Annotated in this window: 11 protein-coding genes; 4 read left to right on the top strand and 7 right to left on the bottom strand. The window is 63.6% G+C overall.

Going from position 1 to position 17,543, the window contains the following annotated elements; translation table 11 throughout:
* The first annotated feature begins 31 nt into the window (after positions 1 to 31).
* From R2K23_RS08915 to R2K23_RS08905, 3 genes are read left to right on the top strand one after another with little or no spacing between them, the layout of a single operon-like run.
* The gene (locus R2K23_RS08915) at positions 32 to 1,975 is read left to right on the top strand and encodes a hypothetical protein (RefSeq protein WP_316516106.1); all 1,944 of its coding nucleotides are present in this window, start codon (positions 32 to 34) and stop codon (positions 1,973 to 1,975) included.
* Complete coding sequence (locus R2K23_RS08910) at positions 1,972 to 2,928, top strand: hypothetical protein (protein ID WP_316516105.1); 957 nt, start codon at positions 1,972 to 1,974, stop codon at positions 2,926 to 2,928. Before R2K23_RS08915 ends, R2K23_RS08910 begins: the two co-directional genes overlap by 4 nt.
* Positions 2,921 to 3,751 (top strand): DUF6339 family protein, encoded by an 831-nt coding sequence (locus R2K23_RS08905; protein WP_316516104.1) that lies wholly within the window; start codon positions 2,921 to 2,923, stop codon positions 3,749 to 3,751. The genes R2K23_RS08910 and R2K23_RS08905 overlap by 8 nt, the downstream gene beginning before the upstream one ends.
* On the opposite strand, the gene R2K23_RS08900 is transcribed toward R2K23_RS08905, so the two are convergent.
* The 7 genes from R2K23_RS08900 to R2K23_RS08870 all read right to left on the bottom strand — a co-directional run bounded on the left by R2K23_RS08900 (position 3,706) and on the right by R2K23_RS08870 (position 16,078).
* Positions 3,706 to 4,290 (bottom strand): EcsC family protein, encoded by a 585-nt coding sequence (locus R2K23_RS08900; RefSeq protein ID WP_316516102.1) that lies wholly within the window; start codon positions 4,288 to 4,290, stop codon positions 3,706 to 3,708. The two genes, R2K23_RS08905 and R2K23_RS08900, sit on opposite strands and share 46 nt — an antisense overlap.
* A 107-nt stretch (positions 4,291 to 4,397) precedes the next feature.
* The gene (locus R2K23_RS08895; RefSeq protein ID WP_316516101.1) at positions 4,398 to 6,614 is read right to left on the bottom strand and encodes a 3'-5' exonuclease; all 2,217 of its coding nucleotides are present in this window, start codon (positions 6,612 to 6,614) and stop codon (positions 4,398 to 4,400) included.
* Positions 6,615 to 12,893, bottom strand: coding sequence for a DEAD/DEAH box helicase (locus R2K23_RS08890; protein ID WP_316516100.1), 6,279 nt, complete (start codon positions 12,891 to 12,893; stop codon positions 6,615 to 6,617).
* Between the two features lie 62 nt (positions 12,894 to 12,955).
* Positions 12,956 to 14,680 (bottom strand): DUF2326 domain-containing protein, encoded by a 1,725-nt coding sequence (locus tag R2K23_RS08885; protein ID WP_316516099.1) that lies wholly within the window; start codon positions 14,678 to 14,680, stop codon positions 12,956 to 12,958.
* Positions 14,680 to 14,910 carry an ABC-three component system middle component 6 gene (locus R2K23_RS08880; RefSeq protein WP_316516097.1) on the bottom strand — a complete coding sequence of 77 codons (231 nt, stop codon included), beginning with the start codon at positions 14,908 to 14,910 and terminating at the stop codon, positions 14,680 to 14,682. The genes R2K23_RS08885 and R2K23_RS08880 overlap by 1 nt, the downstream gene beginning before the upstream one ends.
* Positions 14,903 to 15,487 carry an ABC-three component system protein gene (locus R2K23_RS08875; RefSeq protein ID WP_316516096.1) on the bottom strand — a complete coding sequence of 195 codons (585 nt, stop codon included), beginning with the start codon at positions 15,485 to 15,487 and terminating at the stop codon, positions 14,903 to 14,905. The genes R2K23_RS08880 and R2K23_RS08875 overlap by 8 nt, the downstream gene beginning before the upstream one ends.
* Positions 15,488 to 15,865: 378 nt before the next feature.
* On the bottom strand, positions 15,866 to 16,078 hold the full coding sequence (locus R2K23_RS08870) for a hypothetical protein (RefSeq protein WP_316516095.1): 213 nt from the start codon (positions 16,076 to 16,078) through the stop codon (positions 15,866 to 15,868).
* Positions 16,079 to 16,227: 149 nt separating this feature from the next.
* Between R2K23_RS08870 and R2K23_RS08865 the strand changes: the two genes are divergently transcribed.
* Positions 16,228 to 17,478, top strand: coding sequence for an IS256 family transposase (locus R2K23_RS08865; RefSeq protein ID WP_316513341.1), 1,251 nt, complete (start codon positions 16,228 to 16,230; stop codon positions 17,476 to 17,478).
* Positions 17,479 to 17,543 lie beyond the last annotated feature (65 nt).

Genomic DNA, 17,543 nt, shown 5'->3' with positions numbered 1-17,543 from the left:
GGGGACCCATATACAGCGTCGAAGGAGAGTCTTGACCGCCACCTGGAGATGGGAAGAACAAAGCCGAAACTACGCGAACTACGGCAATGCCAACCAGTGGACAGTCAACGCAGGCCTGTCGTCGCTGGCCCGCGAAAGTGCGCAGAACAGCAATGACGCCCGGCTACCGGGCGAGACGGCCGATCTGGTCTACTCCTTCATCGTTTTGTCGGGTGAGGACCGGAAGCGTTTCGAAGAGGCTGTCGCGTGGCACGAGGAATTGGAGCCTCACCTTGGGGCCATGGCCGAAGCGGCGATGGGTGCCGTGACTGCCGGCCAGCTCCAGTCGGGTTTGGCGGCGCTCAAGTCCGCGGACTCCCTGACGCTGCTTCGTGTCGCCGACTACGGGGCGCGCGGGCTCACCGGTCCTGAGTTCGCCGAAGGAGACGCCGAGGAGTACGGCAACTTCGTCAAACTGTGCCGCCTGGACCTGTACAGCGGCAAGGACAAGACATCGGGCGGATCGTTCGGCCTTGGTAAAGCCGTGTACTGGCGGTTCTCGCGACTCCAGACGGTGCTCTTCAATTCGACTCTCCAAGCCTCTGACGCTGTCGATGGTCGTCGACAGGATCGCATCATCGGCGTGAACCAGGGAGTGGTGCACCAACTCTCCGGCACCAATTACCAGGGACGGGGATTTTTCGGTGTGCAAGAACCCAACGGTGATGTTGCCTCGGTTTGGGAGAACACCGACCTGGCGGATCGCCTGTGGCTCGCGCGGGAAGATGATCGCCCTGGAACGACGGCTTTGTTGCTCGGTTTCTACGATCCGGACGAACCGGACAAGGGCCTCGGTGACATCGGTCAGGTCCACCACTTCGCGAAGAGTCTGGAAGCCGCGATCGAGGAAGAGTTCTGGCCCCTGCTCACGCGCGGTCGCCTCCGTGTTCGAGTAGAGGTTCTCGACGGAGACCGAGTGATCTACCAGCACATGGTCGACCCCGAAGAGCAGTACACCGAACTCGTCAATGCCCTGAGGAAGTTCGATGCCGGCCAGATCGACAATGAGTTGAACGAACCGGGTGACATCGTCGTCAGGGACGTCCCGATCGAAATCTCTGCCCGCACTGATGCTGACGAGCGCCACATCGCGTTTCGGCATACGGCGAAGCTGGTCGTGACGCTCTCCGATGACCAGAAGGACTCCCTCGAGAACAAGGTGTGTCTCTTTCGTCGACCCGAGATGATCGTCCAGACTGTGGACAAGGAGTTCGAAGGCCGCACCTATCACGCGTTCTTGATGGCGGGCGCAGCAGTCAATCCCGAGTCTCCGTCTCTCGAAGAGGAACGTGCGGACGACTTCCTCCGCTTCGCGGAGCCGCCCGCACACGACCAGTGGATACCAGGTTCAGGACGAACAAAGACGTCGCAGGCGAATCTCACCGCGCATTACAAGGCACCATGGGTGCCGAACCTACGGAACATCCGCGTCGCGATTCTCGATCAGTTGTCCGACATCTTCGGAGCTCCACTGCCCTCCGACGACAAGCCCCCTAAGGCGATCTTCAAGAACCTCGCCTTTCTACAGGGCGAGTCCGGTGGCGGTGCGCGCGGTACCGCGTCAGTTCGGAAGCCGGAGATTCGCATTCACAATGCCTCTGTCATCGACGGGGCCTGGCATCTCGACTTCGAAATTCGCGCTCGGAACCGTCCCGAGGGATGGTCCGTGGAACCGAGGTTGGCCTTGGTCGGTCTCGATGGAGGCCACCAGGACATCCAGTGGGAACATCTCGAGGTGGACCCACCGGCCGAATACTCGGACACGAAAGTGGTGCTGGCCCACAAGCCCCGCGGCCGGCTACTGACGACAACGGTCCGTGGCGTGAGTACGACAACGCTTCCCATCCCCGCGGCAGAGTCGGCGGTCGACGTCCGAATCGCACGAGCCGACGTTGCACCACCGTCGAAGCAGTCCGAAGGAAAGGACATCCGGTGACACCGCGCTTCGCCTGGCCGACTTTCAAGGACAAATGGGATTGCCGCGTCACCGAGTTCAGCTTGGATGGCCAGCATGAACCCGAACTCATCGACTCGGAATACCTACGTCTGAAAGCCTCTGAACGGTCATGGTCCAATGCAGAGGTCACCCTGACAGCGAGCAGTGACCAGGTTCTGCCCCCTGCGTTGACAGACCTGAGCGCCCATATCCTGTTCGCGTGCAGGGCAACCCAAGTGCGCCGAGTGTTTCGGATGACGCCCGACTCGAGCGGTCGAACTTTCGAGGCGGTCCTCGGTATCCCCCGTTCCATCGTCGGCCAAAAAGCCTCGTTGACCATGGAGCTCGTGGCCACGCACGGCGGACGGCGGCGGATCGTCGGGACCGGCCTGGAATGGGAGCTGATCGGCGAACCTGGTGAGGCTCCCCTCCGAGCGGGAGCACCACCGCTACGGAATGCATGGGTCGGCTTCGCGGGCGACGACGCACCACCGGATGCGCGGCGCAGTCCCACGAGCCATTGCTACCTCGACATCAACCAGTCGCCCCCCGTGCTGTACCTCAACAGCGGCATCGACGGCTTCGAGAGTCTGATCAAAGCGGAGAACGCGAAGACCGAACGGCGCCGGCACCGCGATCTGCTCGGAGCGATGATCGCTCGCCAAGTCGCCAACTCGCTCCTTCGCGCCGCGATCGACGACATCACCCCCGGAGAGTACGACGCGCCCGCAGCAGGTCCGACGACCCCGATCCTCCGGAGTACTTGTGAGGCTCTGGCTCGGGAACTTCCCGATACGAATTCAGTCGAAGAACTGTACGAAAAGGTCGGTGCGCTGGACGGCAATCCGGCAGCAACAGCGGAGTTCTGGGCCGAGGCAGACCTCGTGCTGGACCGGATCACCGGCATGTCCGACACCGTCGTGAACGTATGCAAGGACGTCAAACATGTCTGATGTGCTTCACACGCTCCCGGTCCGCCTCGACGCTGTCGAGCGTCTTCGGCACCAAACCGAGCAGGACGGCCGAACCCGGCCCCTATCTCTCCCTGACGACAGTTCACCGAGCCTCGAAGCACTCGATTCCCTGATGAACGAGGTCAAGACACGAACCACCGACGCGGTCTGGGCCGACCGGACCCACAGCGACCGCTGGGTCGCACCTCGCGTCCACTACGCGCTGCGCCTGCTTCGGTCGGAAGCGGCGGACCGTGGTGTGTGGCAGTGGCTTGCGCTGCGGTACTCCTGGTACGTCGAGTGGCGTTGGTCCGCCGCGGACGGCACCATCGCCGATGACCGGTGGTGGGGGCCGATCCACAAGCAGACTTTCGCCCGGTTGTGGTGGGGCGCGGAGATCTTCCGCGCCGGCTCGGACTATCGTCCCGTCGAGCGGGCTTTCAAGTTCCAAGACCTGCCCAACAGCTACCTGCACAGACCCATCGTCAGGTGTCGGTCGCTGGCGGTGGCCATCGTCGACCGCGTCACCGAGGCAGGAGAGCCCAGTTCTGACCAGGTGAACGACCTCGCACGGGTGCTGAACCTGGCCACGGTCGGAACGCCGCCTGAGGTCGAAACCGATTATCAGACCGACGATATCGCGGCCTACGACACGTGGTGCCGACTCGACCCATCAGTGCCGGACGACTGGACCTCGCTGCCGACCGGACCAGAGGCTGTCGATATCAGCGAGACGTCGTTGCGGGGAGCAACCGGAATCGTCGACCGCGCCTGGGGTTACGCCGGATTGGAACCGAGCGGCGCGAACGTCCGCTTGGAGTAGGCCGCAATCTGGTTGATGGCCAGCACATTCACACCTGCGCCCACACCTCCGCCGACGAGAGGTACCGCCTTCACCAAGTTGATCGATCCCTTGGTGCCGAACTTCGTGAGAAGGCGGTAACCGACCTTCTTGTTGATCTCGATCAGAACGTGGCCAGGAAGCCTCTTCAGCCCGACCATCGCGGACTTTGCTCCGATGTCCACTCCGGCTTTGCCGAGAACACCCGCGGCGCCGGCCCCGAGGAGCGATATCAGAACAGCGCTTTGAACTTCCTCCGATGTGAGGTCATACCCACGCAGCGCCGCAATCGACGCCGACATCCTGGCCGACAACATGTAGAACGTCGTGATATCGGCCGGCAGCGCCACACCCAAGGTCGCCAGCCCTCCGATGCCGGTGGCGAATCCCGTCGTGCCCACCCATCGGCGATGAATCGCGACCAACTGCTTGATTGCCAATTCAGCTTCGCCATGCGTCCCGAGAACTTCTTGTGCCATCGCGGAAGCAGACTTGTAAGGACCCAGACCATTGACTCCCACGCCAAGAATTCTATGCACCAAAGCCATGGCGGCAGAGTCGGTTTCGACACTGTACGTACGGTCCTCAGCTGTCATCTGCGTCTCTCTTCCCTCAGTTCGTACGCAAACTACGATTGCCCCAACAAGTCTGACTTTCTTCCACTCCATGTCACCACAAGCGCGTCACGTGCGCGGCTACTCGCCACGTAGAGCAATGATCGCTCCCGTAAGAGAGCGTCCGCGCGCTCTTCATCCGGAATGTTGCGCAGCGATGCCGGCAAGGGCACGTGCTTTTCGTCGGCGCCGACGAGCAAAACGCGCGAGAATTCCATTCCCTTCGCACGGTGCATCGTCATCACCAGGGGTTGGCCCGTGGACGGTGCGTTCTTGTCGACGGCGCGGACAGAGACACCGCGCTCGCCAAGGCCACGAACGAAGCGGTCACGTTCGTCCTGGCTGCGGGCAAGCACGGCGACGCTCTCCGGCTGCACACCGTCCTCGTCCAGCCAGCCCTTGACCTTCTTCGCCACCACGTCCAATTCGGCAGACAAGTCCGAACACGGAATCAGTTCCGGGACAGGACCGTTGCGGGCGGAACGGTAGTCACTCGTTGATTCCTCCCCCTGCTCCAAGTCTCGATACTCCGCTCCGGACAGCACGCTCACCGCGAAGTGCAAGTTCTGAGCAGTGGTCCGGTAGTTCAACGTGAGCCGGCGGGAACGGCCGACAATTTTGATCCCGAACCGGCTCAGCACGACCGGGCTTCCGTAGATCCGCTGATGCGAATCCTCGGCTATGAACAAATCGTTGGGTCCCTCGGCGACAAGTGCCCGCAACAACGCCCAGTGCGTGGCGTGCAGATCCTGTGCCTCATCGACGATGACGTGATCGGCTAGGTGGGTGCCGTCGTTCTCGGCGCGAACACGCAACGCCTCTGCAGCAAGGGCCAGGACTTCGGGAAAGCTGATGGTTCCGTCCATCTGGCGGTGGCGCCGGAAAGCCTCAACCAGCTTCCATACGGCGATGCGCTGTGTCCGGCTGAGGCGCACGCCCCGTCCGGGGCGCGCGACCTTTGCGTACTGCTCCAGGGCGGTGATGCGATTCGCCAGAACCACTGCGACGTACTCGCTCTCCAGAAAGGCCGGAGTGGCGAGTGTCGCGTCCAAACCCGAGTCGACGGTCTGCGCGACCTCGCGCCATACCGCGTCTGATGCTGTTCGTTTGGCACCGAACTCGACGCTCTGTCCGAACAACCGCTCACTGGCCGGTCCAAGAGCAGGCCCCGATCGGTTGAGTACGCCGCTGCCCAGTGCATCGATGCCTCCGACATACACGCCAAGATCTCCGGGCTTGTCCGCGATACGTATCCCAGGGTCCAGCGATTTGAGGTCGGCCTTGAGGCCTTCGGCGAGGGCGGTATTGAATGTCGTGAGGATGATCCTTGCGTTTGGGTTGTCGCGTGCGAGGCGGCGCGCCCGATGGATGGCCACCACGGTTTTCCCGGTGCCGGCGCCGCCCGAAAGGCGGAAGGCACCGCCGAAGTCCGTGTCGACGTACTTGCGCTGCTCGGGATGTAGGAATGTGCGCCAGGCGGCGAAGTCGCCGCCCTCGATGACGCGACGTAGTTCCTCGTTGTCTTCGATGAAGGCGAACTGCATCTTGGACGCCGGGCGGTCCAGCGCCGCGATGATCCGTTGGTCTTCATCGAGGGACTTGTCGACCGGTTCCGTGGCGAAGCCGTGGTTCTCGCGGATGGTCTCGATGGCGACGCCGGTGGCGAGTTCGAGTAGTGCGCTGCCCTCCCATTCGAGGCCATCCGCGGCTGCTTCCAGTAGTGCCGACTCGTCCGCGGCCGCCATTGCCTTGGCAGCGAGAGTCGGGGTGATCCCCAAGCCGTCGGTGAGGTCGGCGAGCTTGTAGCCGACCCCGGCCAAGTACGAGAACTCAGGTTTCGGCGCGGGTTCCGTGACCGGCTCACCGGACGCCGGAGGCTCTGCCGTAACAGGCTCCCCGATCAACCCCTCCAGGGTGCCGTTGATGGGATTGACGCGCAGGGTGGCACGTTCAGCCAGCTTGTTCGCCTCGTCGTGCCCCCACGTGCCCATGTAGATGTACGTGGGTCCGCTGGACTTGTCGTCGACCCGGAACAGCACTGCCCGGTAGTGCAGGTCTACCCGACCGGTCCGGACCCGCGGGTCGATCGCCGTCTTCAACGGCTCGATATGCAGTCCGGGCTGAGCATCGTCCTCGTTGAGCTTCTCGAAGAAGTCATACACCTTTTTCTTGATCGACCCATCCAGCTTGGACATCGCCTTGCTGTTGGACGCGATGACCAGATTCGCCACCTACACCACTCCGTTCATTTTCAGAGCTTCAAGAATCTTCTCGGCGTCCGGCGGGCACAGGACCCAACCGGCTGCGTCAGCGCCACCGTCGAGCACCACGCCGACCCGAGCGTCCGCCCAGGCCATGTCGAGCACCTCCCCGTCGTCGGTCTCGTAACCCAGTTCCGGTACGGCAGCGCCGACGTCGGCCAGCGCACGGATGAGTTCGCGTTCGAGGTCCGTGACGGCTTCGTCGTACACCTTTTGCCATTCGGCGGGCAGTGTGTCCTCCTGCACCACCTCGGCTACCAGCCCCGGTGCGGCGGACAGCGTCGAATGGGTTCCGACGCGGTGGTTCTCACTGATGGCCAGCCAGTTCGACAGCCGCAACCATTCTTTCCACGCTTTACCGTCGAGGAGTTCCAGACGGTCGTCGCGATCATCGACGGCCAACACGGCCCGCGGGGGTTCGGCCGCGCTGCGCACCCCGGCGGTCACCGCAACACCACCGTCGGCGAAGGTCCAGCAGACGTCGGTACCGGTCACCTCGAACGGCGCGGTACCGTCGAGTGCGGCGATCGCTGCTTCAGCAGCCAGCTCGACTTCTGACTTCGCCCGGTTGTGCCCGCGGACAAACAGATACGGCATCCACTTACTGAACTTCTCCCACGCGCCCGCTTCCGGATTCATCATGAATTCGAGCAGCTGCGTGATCGGATCCTTGGACAGCAGCCGGATGAGCCCTGGCTGCACCTGGAACTGGCTGGTGACGATGTTGGCGGCGTTCTGGTCGAACCAGCCGGGCACGACGTCCTCGCCCGCTTTGAAGCGCTGCAGATCCTCGTGGCTGAAGGACCACACCCAGTAGCCGGCCTTGCGAAGCTTTTCCCGTTTGTCGGCGTCGTCGGCGACCCGGTTGCATCCGGGCACGGCGTGGAACTTCCGGCCGTCGGCGAAGATGGCGATCTTGGGTATGTCCGGATCGGGTGTCTGCAGTTCGAAGTCCGGCTTGGCGAAGCCCACCGAAACCTGCGGGCGCAGCGACCATTTCCGCGACTTGGTGCCCTGCATGGTGATGGTCGCTGACGGGCCGTAAACACCTGGTTTCTCCACCACGGTCGCTCCGATGAGCCGGAGCCGTTCGACGAACGCGGCGTAGAACGCGCTCTCCAGGAAGGATTCGTCGCTGAGCGGGGTGGGTGGGGGCGCCTCTTCGGTGACGCCGGCCGTCCAGTCGTTCAGAGCGGGTTCGGTGCCTGCGGGGGTATCGAGGATGGTGTCGAGCAGTTTGGCAGCGGCGGCGCGCGAGACCTTGTCCATTTCATGCGGAGCGGCGAACGGCAGCAGGCAGCGATGGCAGGCTAGCCGGTCCTCGTGCTGGCAGGGACAGGTGTGGACGATGCGTCGTGCGGCTGCCAGCACCGCCCATACTTTGGTGTGGTCGGCGAACTCGGCCAGATAGCCGGTTCCGCCGGGCACGGTGTCGTGGATCAGCAAGGCCCGCCGGTTAGGGGCGCGCAGCGCGTCGGGAATGGTTGCGATGTCGAGGTGTTCGGGTGAACCGCCGATGACTTCGCGCAGTCCGAGCATCATGGCGGCGGCCAGGCTGGTGTGCGCGAAGGAGTCGTACTCCATCTGCGGCGGGAGGTGCACGAGCACGGCTTGGGTGCGCAGGGTCCGCGCCAGCGCGACCTCGCGGACGTCCTCGGTGGGCGCCTCGCGCAGTCGGCACCAGGTGCGGTGCTCGTACCGGTTGTTGCGGCCGGCGCTGTGGTCGAGCTGGCCGCACGAAGCGCATACTCGGAACAGTCCGGTCGACGATTCCTGGCCGGCGATGAGGCGCTTCTTGCCTTGGGAGTTGCGTCGCCCGAGGTTCAGCCACCGGATGTCGATACGACGCAGGTACTCGGCACCGAACTCCGAGTCTGCGCGGAACCAGCGGCGCCCGAGGTGTTCCGGGTCGACGTCGGCGGCGACGAGCACCGTGAAAGGTTCCTTCTGCCGGTCGTCACGGTTGTCGTTGATCGTGGCTTCGTCGCGGCGGACCTCGGCCGAGACCCGTGTCATCTCGATCACCGGAACCCGTTGGCTCACATCGGCGATACCGGTGTTCTGGCAGCGGGGGCAACTGGACACCGGATCGGTCACCGTGGCGCCGGAGCTGATGCCGGCCCAGCCGCACTGCGGGCACAACTGCCAGGCCTGGATGTGCGCTTCGTTGCTGCCCACGTCGACGGCATCGATGGTGACCGCCAGTCCCTGGGCGTAAAAGGTGGCGCCCGGCGCGAGTTCGGTCAAGGCCACCCGGGAGCCGCGCTGATAGCTGAGTGAGTCGCCCATGTAGTTGCCGCTGTCGGGGTCGATCCAGGTGACGCCGACGTCGAGGGTGACCGTGTCGTCGAGCAGTGTGTAATTGGGCAGCACGCCGTAGCGTTCCAGCACCGAGATCCAGTAGTCGGTGGTGATCGAGTTGATCTGTGCGCCCAGCAGCTTGCGGGATCCCTTGGCGATGCGCAGCGCTCGACGGTCGTCGTCAGTGGCGGCCGGGGATGCCGCCCGCCGTTCGAATTCGGGCAGTTCGGCATCCACGGCATCGCGGCGGGCGGTGAGTTCTTCGAGGTCCGTGCGCCATTGGTGGGCGGCGGAGGTGAGGTGTTGCGTCAGGCCACTCGTCCCGCCCTGCGGCGGGGTGGTGGCCCAGGCCCGTAGCCCGTTGACGGCGTCCTCGCTCAAGTGGGGGGCGAACTGGGCGAGGAAACGGTCGAGCAGTGCGTCGGCGTCGGAGGCGGCGAGGTCGAGTAGTCCGGCGAGCCAACTGGTGTCGCCGGTGTCACCCAACACGGCGCGTGCGTCCTTCGGCGGCGTGATCTGCGGATCACGGGCGAGTTGATCGACGATGTGCGCCACGTACTGGCGCTGCAGGATCTCCTCGGCGTTGAGCAGCGTCGCGGGTGGGCGAACTTCGCCCTGGATCACCGACAGCGGTTCGAACAGCTTGGGCAGATGCTCGCCGCGCCCGCGCACGTACGCCAGCACCAGCGAGTTGCCGGTGAGGCGGCCTGCCCGGCCGACGCGCTGCAGGTAGGACGCGACGGTCTTGGGCAGTGAGCCCAACATGACCGTGGACAGGTCACCGATGTCGATGCCCATCTCCAGGGTGGGCGTGGCCACCAACACGTTCGGGGCCTGCGGGTCGCTGCCGCCGCGTTTGAACGCGGCCTCATAGCCCTGACGGGTCTTGGCGTCCAGCAGCGAGGTGTGTTCGCGGGCGACCACCCGCTTCATGTCGCCCGAGCTGTACAGCCGGCGGTAGAAGTTGTCCGGCTTGCCGGCACGGCGGAGATGTCCCGGGCAACGGGTCAGCAGGCATGGCCCACCATCGAGCTGGTCGATGGTGGTGACACTTCCGGGGACCGGCGCCTGGCACACGTCACACGTCAACAGGTGGCGTCCGTCTTCGAGCGCTTCCAGGCTGGGGGCGCTGACGCGCACCGTCGACGGTGGCAATTGGTAGACGGTGGCGCCGGTTTCGTTGGTCAGCGCGGTCAGCACCAGCTGTTCCTTGAGTTCAGCGAGCAGTGCCTTGGCCAGGAAGGCTCCTTCGGCGGGGCTTACGCCCAGGCAGTCCGATGCCCACTTGGCGTACCACGATGAGGGCGAGGTGACCGGGTCATACCCCTCGGGCAGCGCCCCGCCGCCCTGTTTGGTGGCCGGGAATGCGGGCGCAGCTCGCCCTTTGGGGAAGGCCGGCATGCCTTGGCCGCGGGGGCGACCGCCCCAGATGTGGTAGCGGTTGGCGTTCTTCTCAAGGTAGGAGCGCAACCATTCGTGCTGGATGCCACCCCGAGTGCGAATCCGTTCGACGGTGCCCCGTACCCAGGTCGCGATGACGCTGTCGCTGAGGTCCGTCAGCGGCATCTGAATGCCTTCGGCCTTCTCGATGGTGTGGCGTCCGATGATCGATGCGCGTTGCGGCGCGCCGAGATACACCTCGGAGACCACGCTGCCGGTCAGCTCCAGGGTGCGGCCGATGCGTGATTGCAGTCCGAACTCCAGGTCGATGTCGAAGCGCAGCCGACGCTTTGCGCGATCTTCGGCGGCCCGGCGGGTGTTCGGATGAACGTCGGGGTTCCAGAATCCGACGAACTGCTCGCGGTCGACGATGTCGGGCGGCAGCAGTTGGTACCGCAGCACCGGATCGGTGCCGGCGCGGGCGATGACAGCCTGGCTGAGTTCGGTGAGGTCGAGTTCGCCGTCGCCGAGAGCACCCCGCAACGCGGTACGCAACGTCAGGCTGTGCGACCGGGCCTGGACGAATCCGGCGCGGTGCGCCGCGTCTTGGACGCTGTCGGTGAACATCAGCGCCTTCTTCTCGGCGGCGTCGAGGTTCTTGTCGCCGAACAGGTTCGACAACGTGACCGACAGTTGGGTCGCCACGGCGCTGCCGAGGAATCGGATGCCGTCAGCGGCACCGCAGGCGGGGCACACGTCCTTGGTGGACTGGTCGTCGGCGTCGGGCCCGGTGAGGGTGAGGACCGGCAAGACGCGTCCCTCGACGACTTCCGCGCTGTCGAGGTCGGGCGCGGTGGAGACGAGTTCGCGGTGGTTGAGGTTGAACCAGCGCAGGTTGTCGATGTCGACGTCGACGTGCGCCTCGGCGGGTGCGGAGATGAGTGCGCGGAAGCGCGGAGCTCCGGCGGCGTGGTCGGCGCGGATCGCCTCGTCGGTGACGTCGAGGGCGCTTCCGGTGGGGGCCAGTCGCGCGCCCCAGCCGGAGCGGCCGCAGTGCCGGCAGTACACGGCGGGCAGGTAGAGGTCGGTGTCGTCGGCGACGGCCCCGTCGTCGGACCAGCGGTAGGCGGCGGTGGCCTGTACTGCGCGGTCGACCCGGCTCAGTTCCCGGATCCACAGGTGCACATCGACGCCGAGCGCCGAGCGGCCGAGTTCGGCACGCAGGTGCGACAGCATCGCGAACACGTATTCGAGGTAGCGAATCCGGTTCGCCCGGACGCGGTCGGCGTCGCGTTCACCGGTGAGCGGAGGAAACACCTGATCGGCCAGAGCGGCCAATGTTGTGGCGTCGACCGCGTGGCGCAGCACGGCCCCGATGAAGGGATGTGCTTTGAGCTGGTCGAGCATGGTCGCCACGTCGAGTCCCTCGGGAACGGTGTCGAACAGGGTCGCAAACACCGCCTCGGCGAGCACTGCGTTGTTCTCGGCGGTGCGGTGCGCGTGCTCGATGGGGATGAGGGCATCCGGCAGCACCGTATCGGTCGGGTGGAACTCGTTGTCCCGCTCCCCCGTCCGCGTCGACAGCCAGGCGTGGGGGTCGATGCGAGTTTCGCCGATCACGGCATCGACACCGAACTCTTCACCGAAGACGGTGTGGGCGAAATCAACCATAGCGGTGGGGGCGCCGCCGGATCCGAGTGTCGCCGAGGTGGCGACGGGGATGATCTTGCCCAGCGAGCGGGCGCGATCGTCGTCGGTCACCCGGGTTGTGGCGTCCCAGTGACTCTTGAGAGTCAGGCCCAGTCGGCGCAGCAGCATGGCCACGTCGGTGCCTTGTGCGCCGTCGTAGGTGTGGAATTCGTCGAGTACCAAGAACTGCAGCGAGTCCGCCGAGAGTCGCCACATGTCGGCGCGGCCGGGGTGCAGCAGCATGTGGTCGAGCATCTTGTAGTTGGTGAGCAGGATGTCCGGCGGTGCATCGTGCATCAGGGTGCGGTCGGTGATGAGACCGTGTTCGGAGACGCGGGTGCGCCCGCCACTGCCGTGTTCACCGGTGTAGAGCCCGGCGGTGATCGCGCCGAGCCGCGGATCACCGGTGATGAGCCGCGCGAGGCGTTCAGCCTGATCGTTGGCCAGCGCGTTCATCGGGTAGAGAATCAGGGCTTTCATTCCGGTGACGCCGGCCTTCTTGGCGCGCAGCACGTGATCGAGGATCGGGATGAGGAACGACTCGGTTTTTCCCGAACCGGTGCCGGTGGTCACCAACGTCGGCTGGGGCCGGTCCTGGTGTTTGGTCGACAGCCGTTCGAATGCGCGCGCCTGATGTCCGTACGGGGTGAAGGTCTCCGGCCACCAGTCGAGTTGGCCGGTCCAGCCGTCGCCGGCGGGGGCGAACGGGAGCCGCAACCGTACGTAGGGTCCTTTGAACAGACCCGTGTCGGGGTGTCCGACGAAGTCGGTGAGCGCCGCCTGGGCGTCGGGGTCGGTGAGCGCGAAGGTTGTTGCGAGGTAGTCGGTCAGGCCCTCGCGCAGGTGTTCGGCTTGCAGGGTAGGAAGTAGTGCGCCCATATGTCAGTCTCGCAGCCGAGACTCGACGCAATCACGATTCGTCAATTTCGTCGAGGTAACCATCAGAAATCCCGCCCAACAAGTCCGCCCGTTTCTGTATCCAAAATTGTTCGGACAATACCGGCCTTGAACCAATCCTCACCGAGGACTTCGTCAGGTACATCGTTGCTGTTGATCGTGCAGATGTACTGACCACCGGTACTAGCGACCATCTCTTGGGCAAAATGAAGCGCCCCAGCGCGCTGTCTTGGGTCGACTCCGTCGAATACAGACGAGTCATGCACGAGAAAATCCGGATGATGGGCGGTCTCTATGCCCTCTTCCAACATCGTCAGGTCGAAGCAGAACAACGTCATGCGATTCACGCCACTGCTGGCCGAGCCCGCCGCATGGATTGCAAACTTGTACCCGTCATTGTCTACTGAGACGGTCAGGGCAGCATCCTTTCCGTACAGGCGGTTCATCTTCTGGCTAAACCGATCACTGATCCGGTCGAGCTTCTCCCTTGAGCCCGTGAGTTCTCGAGTCGCATCACTTCGTTTGGTGGACTGGTCTAGTTTGAGCTCCTCGCGTCGGGTAACGACTTCCCGCGCTTGTTCGATCTGTAAATCGAGGGCGGCTATACGCGCCTGTGATTCGCTGAGCTCGGCCCTCATCGAGTTCAACTCATCGAGCGCACCACCGGCATCCAGCGTCCGTAGGACACCATCCCGCTGCTCGTCCAGCTGGGCGAGCTGTGCGGTCCTCTCGGCAATGCGCCTGTCGAGCGATTCGATCTCGCCCCGAAGAAATGTGCGTCGATTCACAAGCAGTGCGGTATGGAAGTCCCTCACCTCATCAATCTGCCGCCTGAACCCATCAGCAAGTATCACGCCGGCCGCATCAAACAGCGCCTCAACCGGCAACGCCGAGGTCGCGCTATTCGAGCCGTCAGCGAGCGAAGAAACGAACAATTCCCGCATCCGGCGGTCCACCACGGCCTCATCACGTAGCTGCATAATCTCAGCAGTCAGCGCATCGGCGCGTGCTACGAGCGAGCTCGGATCCTCCAGTATGCGAAAGCCAGCGATCCGTCGTTCCCACTCATCAACTTCATTCTTTAGGGCTGCACGTTCGAGGAGAAGCTCATCTTCCGGTCGCAGCGTGGTGACCAGCCCCTCGTGGGTCGCAGCGGTTATCGCCTTCAGCTGCTCCAAGCCCTTTTTGATATCGGCTAGCTCATTAATCACCAACCAGTCGAGACCCAGCATGAAGGCGACATGTTCTCGGCTGCTTGTCGCACTTTGTGTGGAAATTACTTTCAATGGATCCTTTGGTGTCTCAGTGCGGATCACATATGACAGCAGTGTGCGAACCGATATGCCACCCGTTATTTCGCGGACGCTTGGGTCGAGCCGAAAGAGCGCCAGCCCGAGCAAATCTTTCCAATTATCGACTGTTATCTGCCCCTCAGAAATCCAGGGAGCGATTACCTCCGATGCACGGTGGTCTGCTGTGATCGCTAATTTGCCGCCACCGGCAAGCGCGCGTGTCACGGTGACGGTGCCACCGAACATCTGCATGGCCAGCGTCATCTCCCACCCATCGTCAGCAAGAGGACGAAGGCTGCGGTGGAGTCTCCCCGCGAGCACGTAGTTCATCAGCATCAGTAAAGAGGACTTTCCTCGGGCATTGCGGCTGTCTTGCGCGGACGAATCATCTGCACGTTCGGCAACGATCGCATTGAACCCCGGCTTGAAATCGATGGGTTTGAATTCATCGCGGTTTGCACTAAGGCGAATAAACATCAAACAACCCTCACGATCTGGTCCTGAAAGTCGAGCACCCCGGCGCCGTAGAGCAGCGTCAGTGCAGTGGCAAAAGAATCGTAGGTAGCCGACGGCATCTCTTGCCGGTGCTCGACGTACAGCTGACCGACACTGACACTGCGCTCTCCGAGCAACGACAGCAACACAGCAGCCTCTCCGACGACCGTCCGTTCAAGAGGCGTGAACTTGTCGGGAAAGATCTCACCCACGTTCGAAAATCTCACATATCTCGAACAAGTACGCGATCACCGACAGCGCCGCAGCACGGACCTGCGGAGTGTCGCGGGGACCCGCGTTGTCGAACGCTTTCTCCACCAAGTAATCGAACACAGCGTCAGGCTCCAGCCCGTCAGCCACTGCCAGGTAGTAGTCGCTTCTGAATCGAGCAACCAAGGTCCGTCCAAAGGACGGCGACAGAGAGTTCTGGAAGGCTATGAAGTCCGCAATCCGCACTGCTTGCGACAAGCCATCGGTGATGCGCTGGACGGACGACGGCCCCAACAGATTCAGGCTGATCTTTTCCTGGAGTGGAACTGCGCGATCAATCCCAAGTTCCTGCGGCGGTGTTGTCGCATTCGCGATCACCTTGCAGACCACCTGCAGCTCCTCGTAGGTGACCTCTCCCATGGCAGTCCGTACCGCGCGTTGCACAGCTTCTTCGTGTGCTCGCTTTGCCCCGACCAAGAATTCGCGAGTGTGGTGCTCTAGCTGAGTGTCGATCACATCGTGGTGCGGACCGCACAGGTAGATCAGGTTGTCAGCCGAGCCACGCTCCGCTGAAGTCATTGTCTCGTCGTAGCGGGGCCCACCGGGACTTGCGGCAGCGATGTGCGCAACCTTCCCCGTAGCCTTCGGCCGATCCCCTGGGTGTTGCGGGTCAATCGTGAGCTCAAGTCCGCAACCCGGATAGGCGCACTTGTTCCCGCTACGCGAAATTACGACCTTCTCCTGAGCACGAGGAACAGTATCCCGCCGCATAGCACTAGACATCAGCACGACCAAGCCCGAGGACGGTGATCCGCGCGGCCCCGACACCGCACAGTTGATCGTCACTCCGAGTCGTTAATAACCTACGAAAACGGGAGCGCGTCGGCCCATTCGAAAAACCGTTCACTGGATAGCTGTATTCAAGCCGCGGCGTCTATCGTGCTGCTTCAATGTCTCTCAAACCCCCATGAGCCGGCTGAAATGCTTGTGCGCCAATTCCATGTCATGCTCCCGATTCACCCCTACGAACGGCTCGACATAGGTGACCCCATCGTTGGTGAGATCTTCGGGCTTCACCGCCCCCTTCTTGCGGTAGTCGGAGGCCAGTTTTCCGGGCAGCTGTCGGCCGTTCGCGTCGTAAAGCGCGTCCCGCTCATACTTCTGCAGCACCGGGAACGGGTAAGTCCCTTGGTGTGGTGGGGTTTCGGAGCTGAGGACGGCCCAGGCCGGGGTGTGTCGTTGAAGGCTTTCGGGCGGGTCATCGCGTAGTGGTCAATGAGTTACCTACCAAGTGACTCAAGCAAAGGACGCACCACGCGATGACCCAGGACCATTCTGCCTTGCTCGCCCAACTCGATGCACTCAAGTCCGCTGATGTCGGGGCGGTGTTCGCTGAGCTGATCCGCGCTGGGCTGCAGGCGTTGATCGAGGCCGAGGCCACCGAGACCATCGGGGCCGGACGCTACCAACGCAGCGGCGAACGCAGTACGCACCGCAACGGGCATCGGCCCAAGACGGTGTCGACGACCTCGGGCGATATCGAGGTCAAGATCCCCAAACTGCGAGCCGGCTCCTTCTTCCCGTCCCTGCTGGAACGCCGGCGTCGCATCGACAAGGCCCTGCATGCGGTGATCATGGAGGCCTACGTCCATGGTGTGTCGACTCGCAACGTCGATGACCTGGTCGCCGCACTCGGGGTTGGATCCGGGGTCTCCAAATCGGAGGTCTCGCGCATCTGCGCCGGCCTCGACCGCGAGATCGAGGCGTTTCGAACCCGCAGCCTGACCCACACCTCATTTCCCTACGTGTTCTGCGATGCGACGTTCTGCAAGGTCCGCGTCGGCGCCCACGTGGTCTCCCAGGCCCTGGTGGTGGCCACCGGCGTCTCCATCGATGGCACCCGGGAGGTGCTGGGCACCGCCGTCGGTGACAGCGAGTCCTTCGAGTTCTGGCGGGAGTTCCTGGCCTCGCTCAAGGCCCGCGGCCTGACCGGCGTGCACCTGGTGATCTCCGATGCCCACGCCGGGTTGAAAGCCGCCGTCGCCCAGCAGTTCACCGGCTCGTCCTGGCAGCGCTGCCGGGTGCATTTCATGCGCAACCTGCACGGGGCGGTGGCCGCCAAACACGCCCCGGCGGTCACCGCAGCGGTCAAGACGATCTTCGCCCACACCGACCCCGCCGAGGTCGCCGCGCAGTGGGATCAGGTCGCCGACACCCTCTCGTCCAGTTTCCCGAAAGTGGCCGCCATGATGGATGAGGCCAAAGCCGACGTGCTGGCATTCACCGCGTTCCCGCGCACCCACTGGCAGAAGATCTGGTCGAACAACCCCATCGAGCGGCTCAACAAGGAGATCAAACGCCGCGCCGATGTCGTCGAGATCTTCCCCAACCCCGCAGCCTTCCTACGACTGGCCACCGCCGTGGTCATCGAAGCCCACGACGAATGGCAGGTCACCCGCCGCTACCTGTCCGAGGTGTCCATGGCTGAACTGCGCAAAGTCATCGCCACCAAACACATCGCCGCCCGAGCGACCACCGAACCGGTTCCCGAACAACGCCAGATCGCCTAACATTCACCACGACTCGTTGATCACCACGCGTGAACCCACGCCGATCCGAAGTCCACCACCCCAAG

Source organism: Mycolicibacterium sp. MU0050 (assembly GCF_963378085.1).
GTDB classification, from domain to species: Bacteria; Actinomycetota; Actinomycetes; order Mycobacteriales; family Mycobacteriaceae; genus Mycobacterium; species Mycobacterium wendilense.
This window is presented reverse-complemented; position numbering and strand designations above follow the sequence as displayed.

Excerpts from the sequence above, each read along its gene's own strand:
- R2K23_RS08890 (WP_316516100.1), bottom strand. The coding sequence starts at position 12,893 with ATGGGCGCACTACTTCCTACCCTGCAAGCCGAACACCTGCGCGAGGGC.
- R2K23_RS08905 (WP_316516104.1), top strand. The coding sequence starts at position 2,921 with ATGTCTGATGTGCTTCACACGCTCCCGGTCCGCCTCGACGCTGTCGAG.
- R2K23_RS08865 (WP_316513341.1), top strand. The coding sequence starts at position 16,228 with ATGACCCAGGACCATTCTGCCTTGCTCGCCCAACTCGATGCACTCAAG.
- R2K23_RS08885 (WP_316516099.1), bottom strand. The coding sequence starts at position 14,680 with ATGTTTATTCGCCTTAGTGCAAACCGCGATGAATTCAAACCCATCGAT.
- R2K23_RS08875 (WP_316516096.1), bottom strand. The coding sequence starts at position 15,487 with ATGACTTCAGCGGAGCGTGGCTCGGCTGACAACCTGATCTACCTGTGC.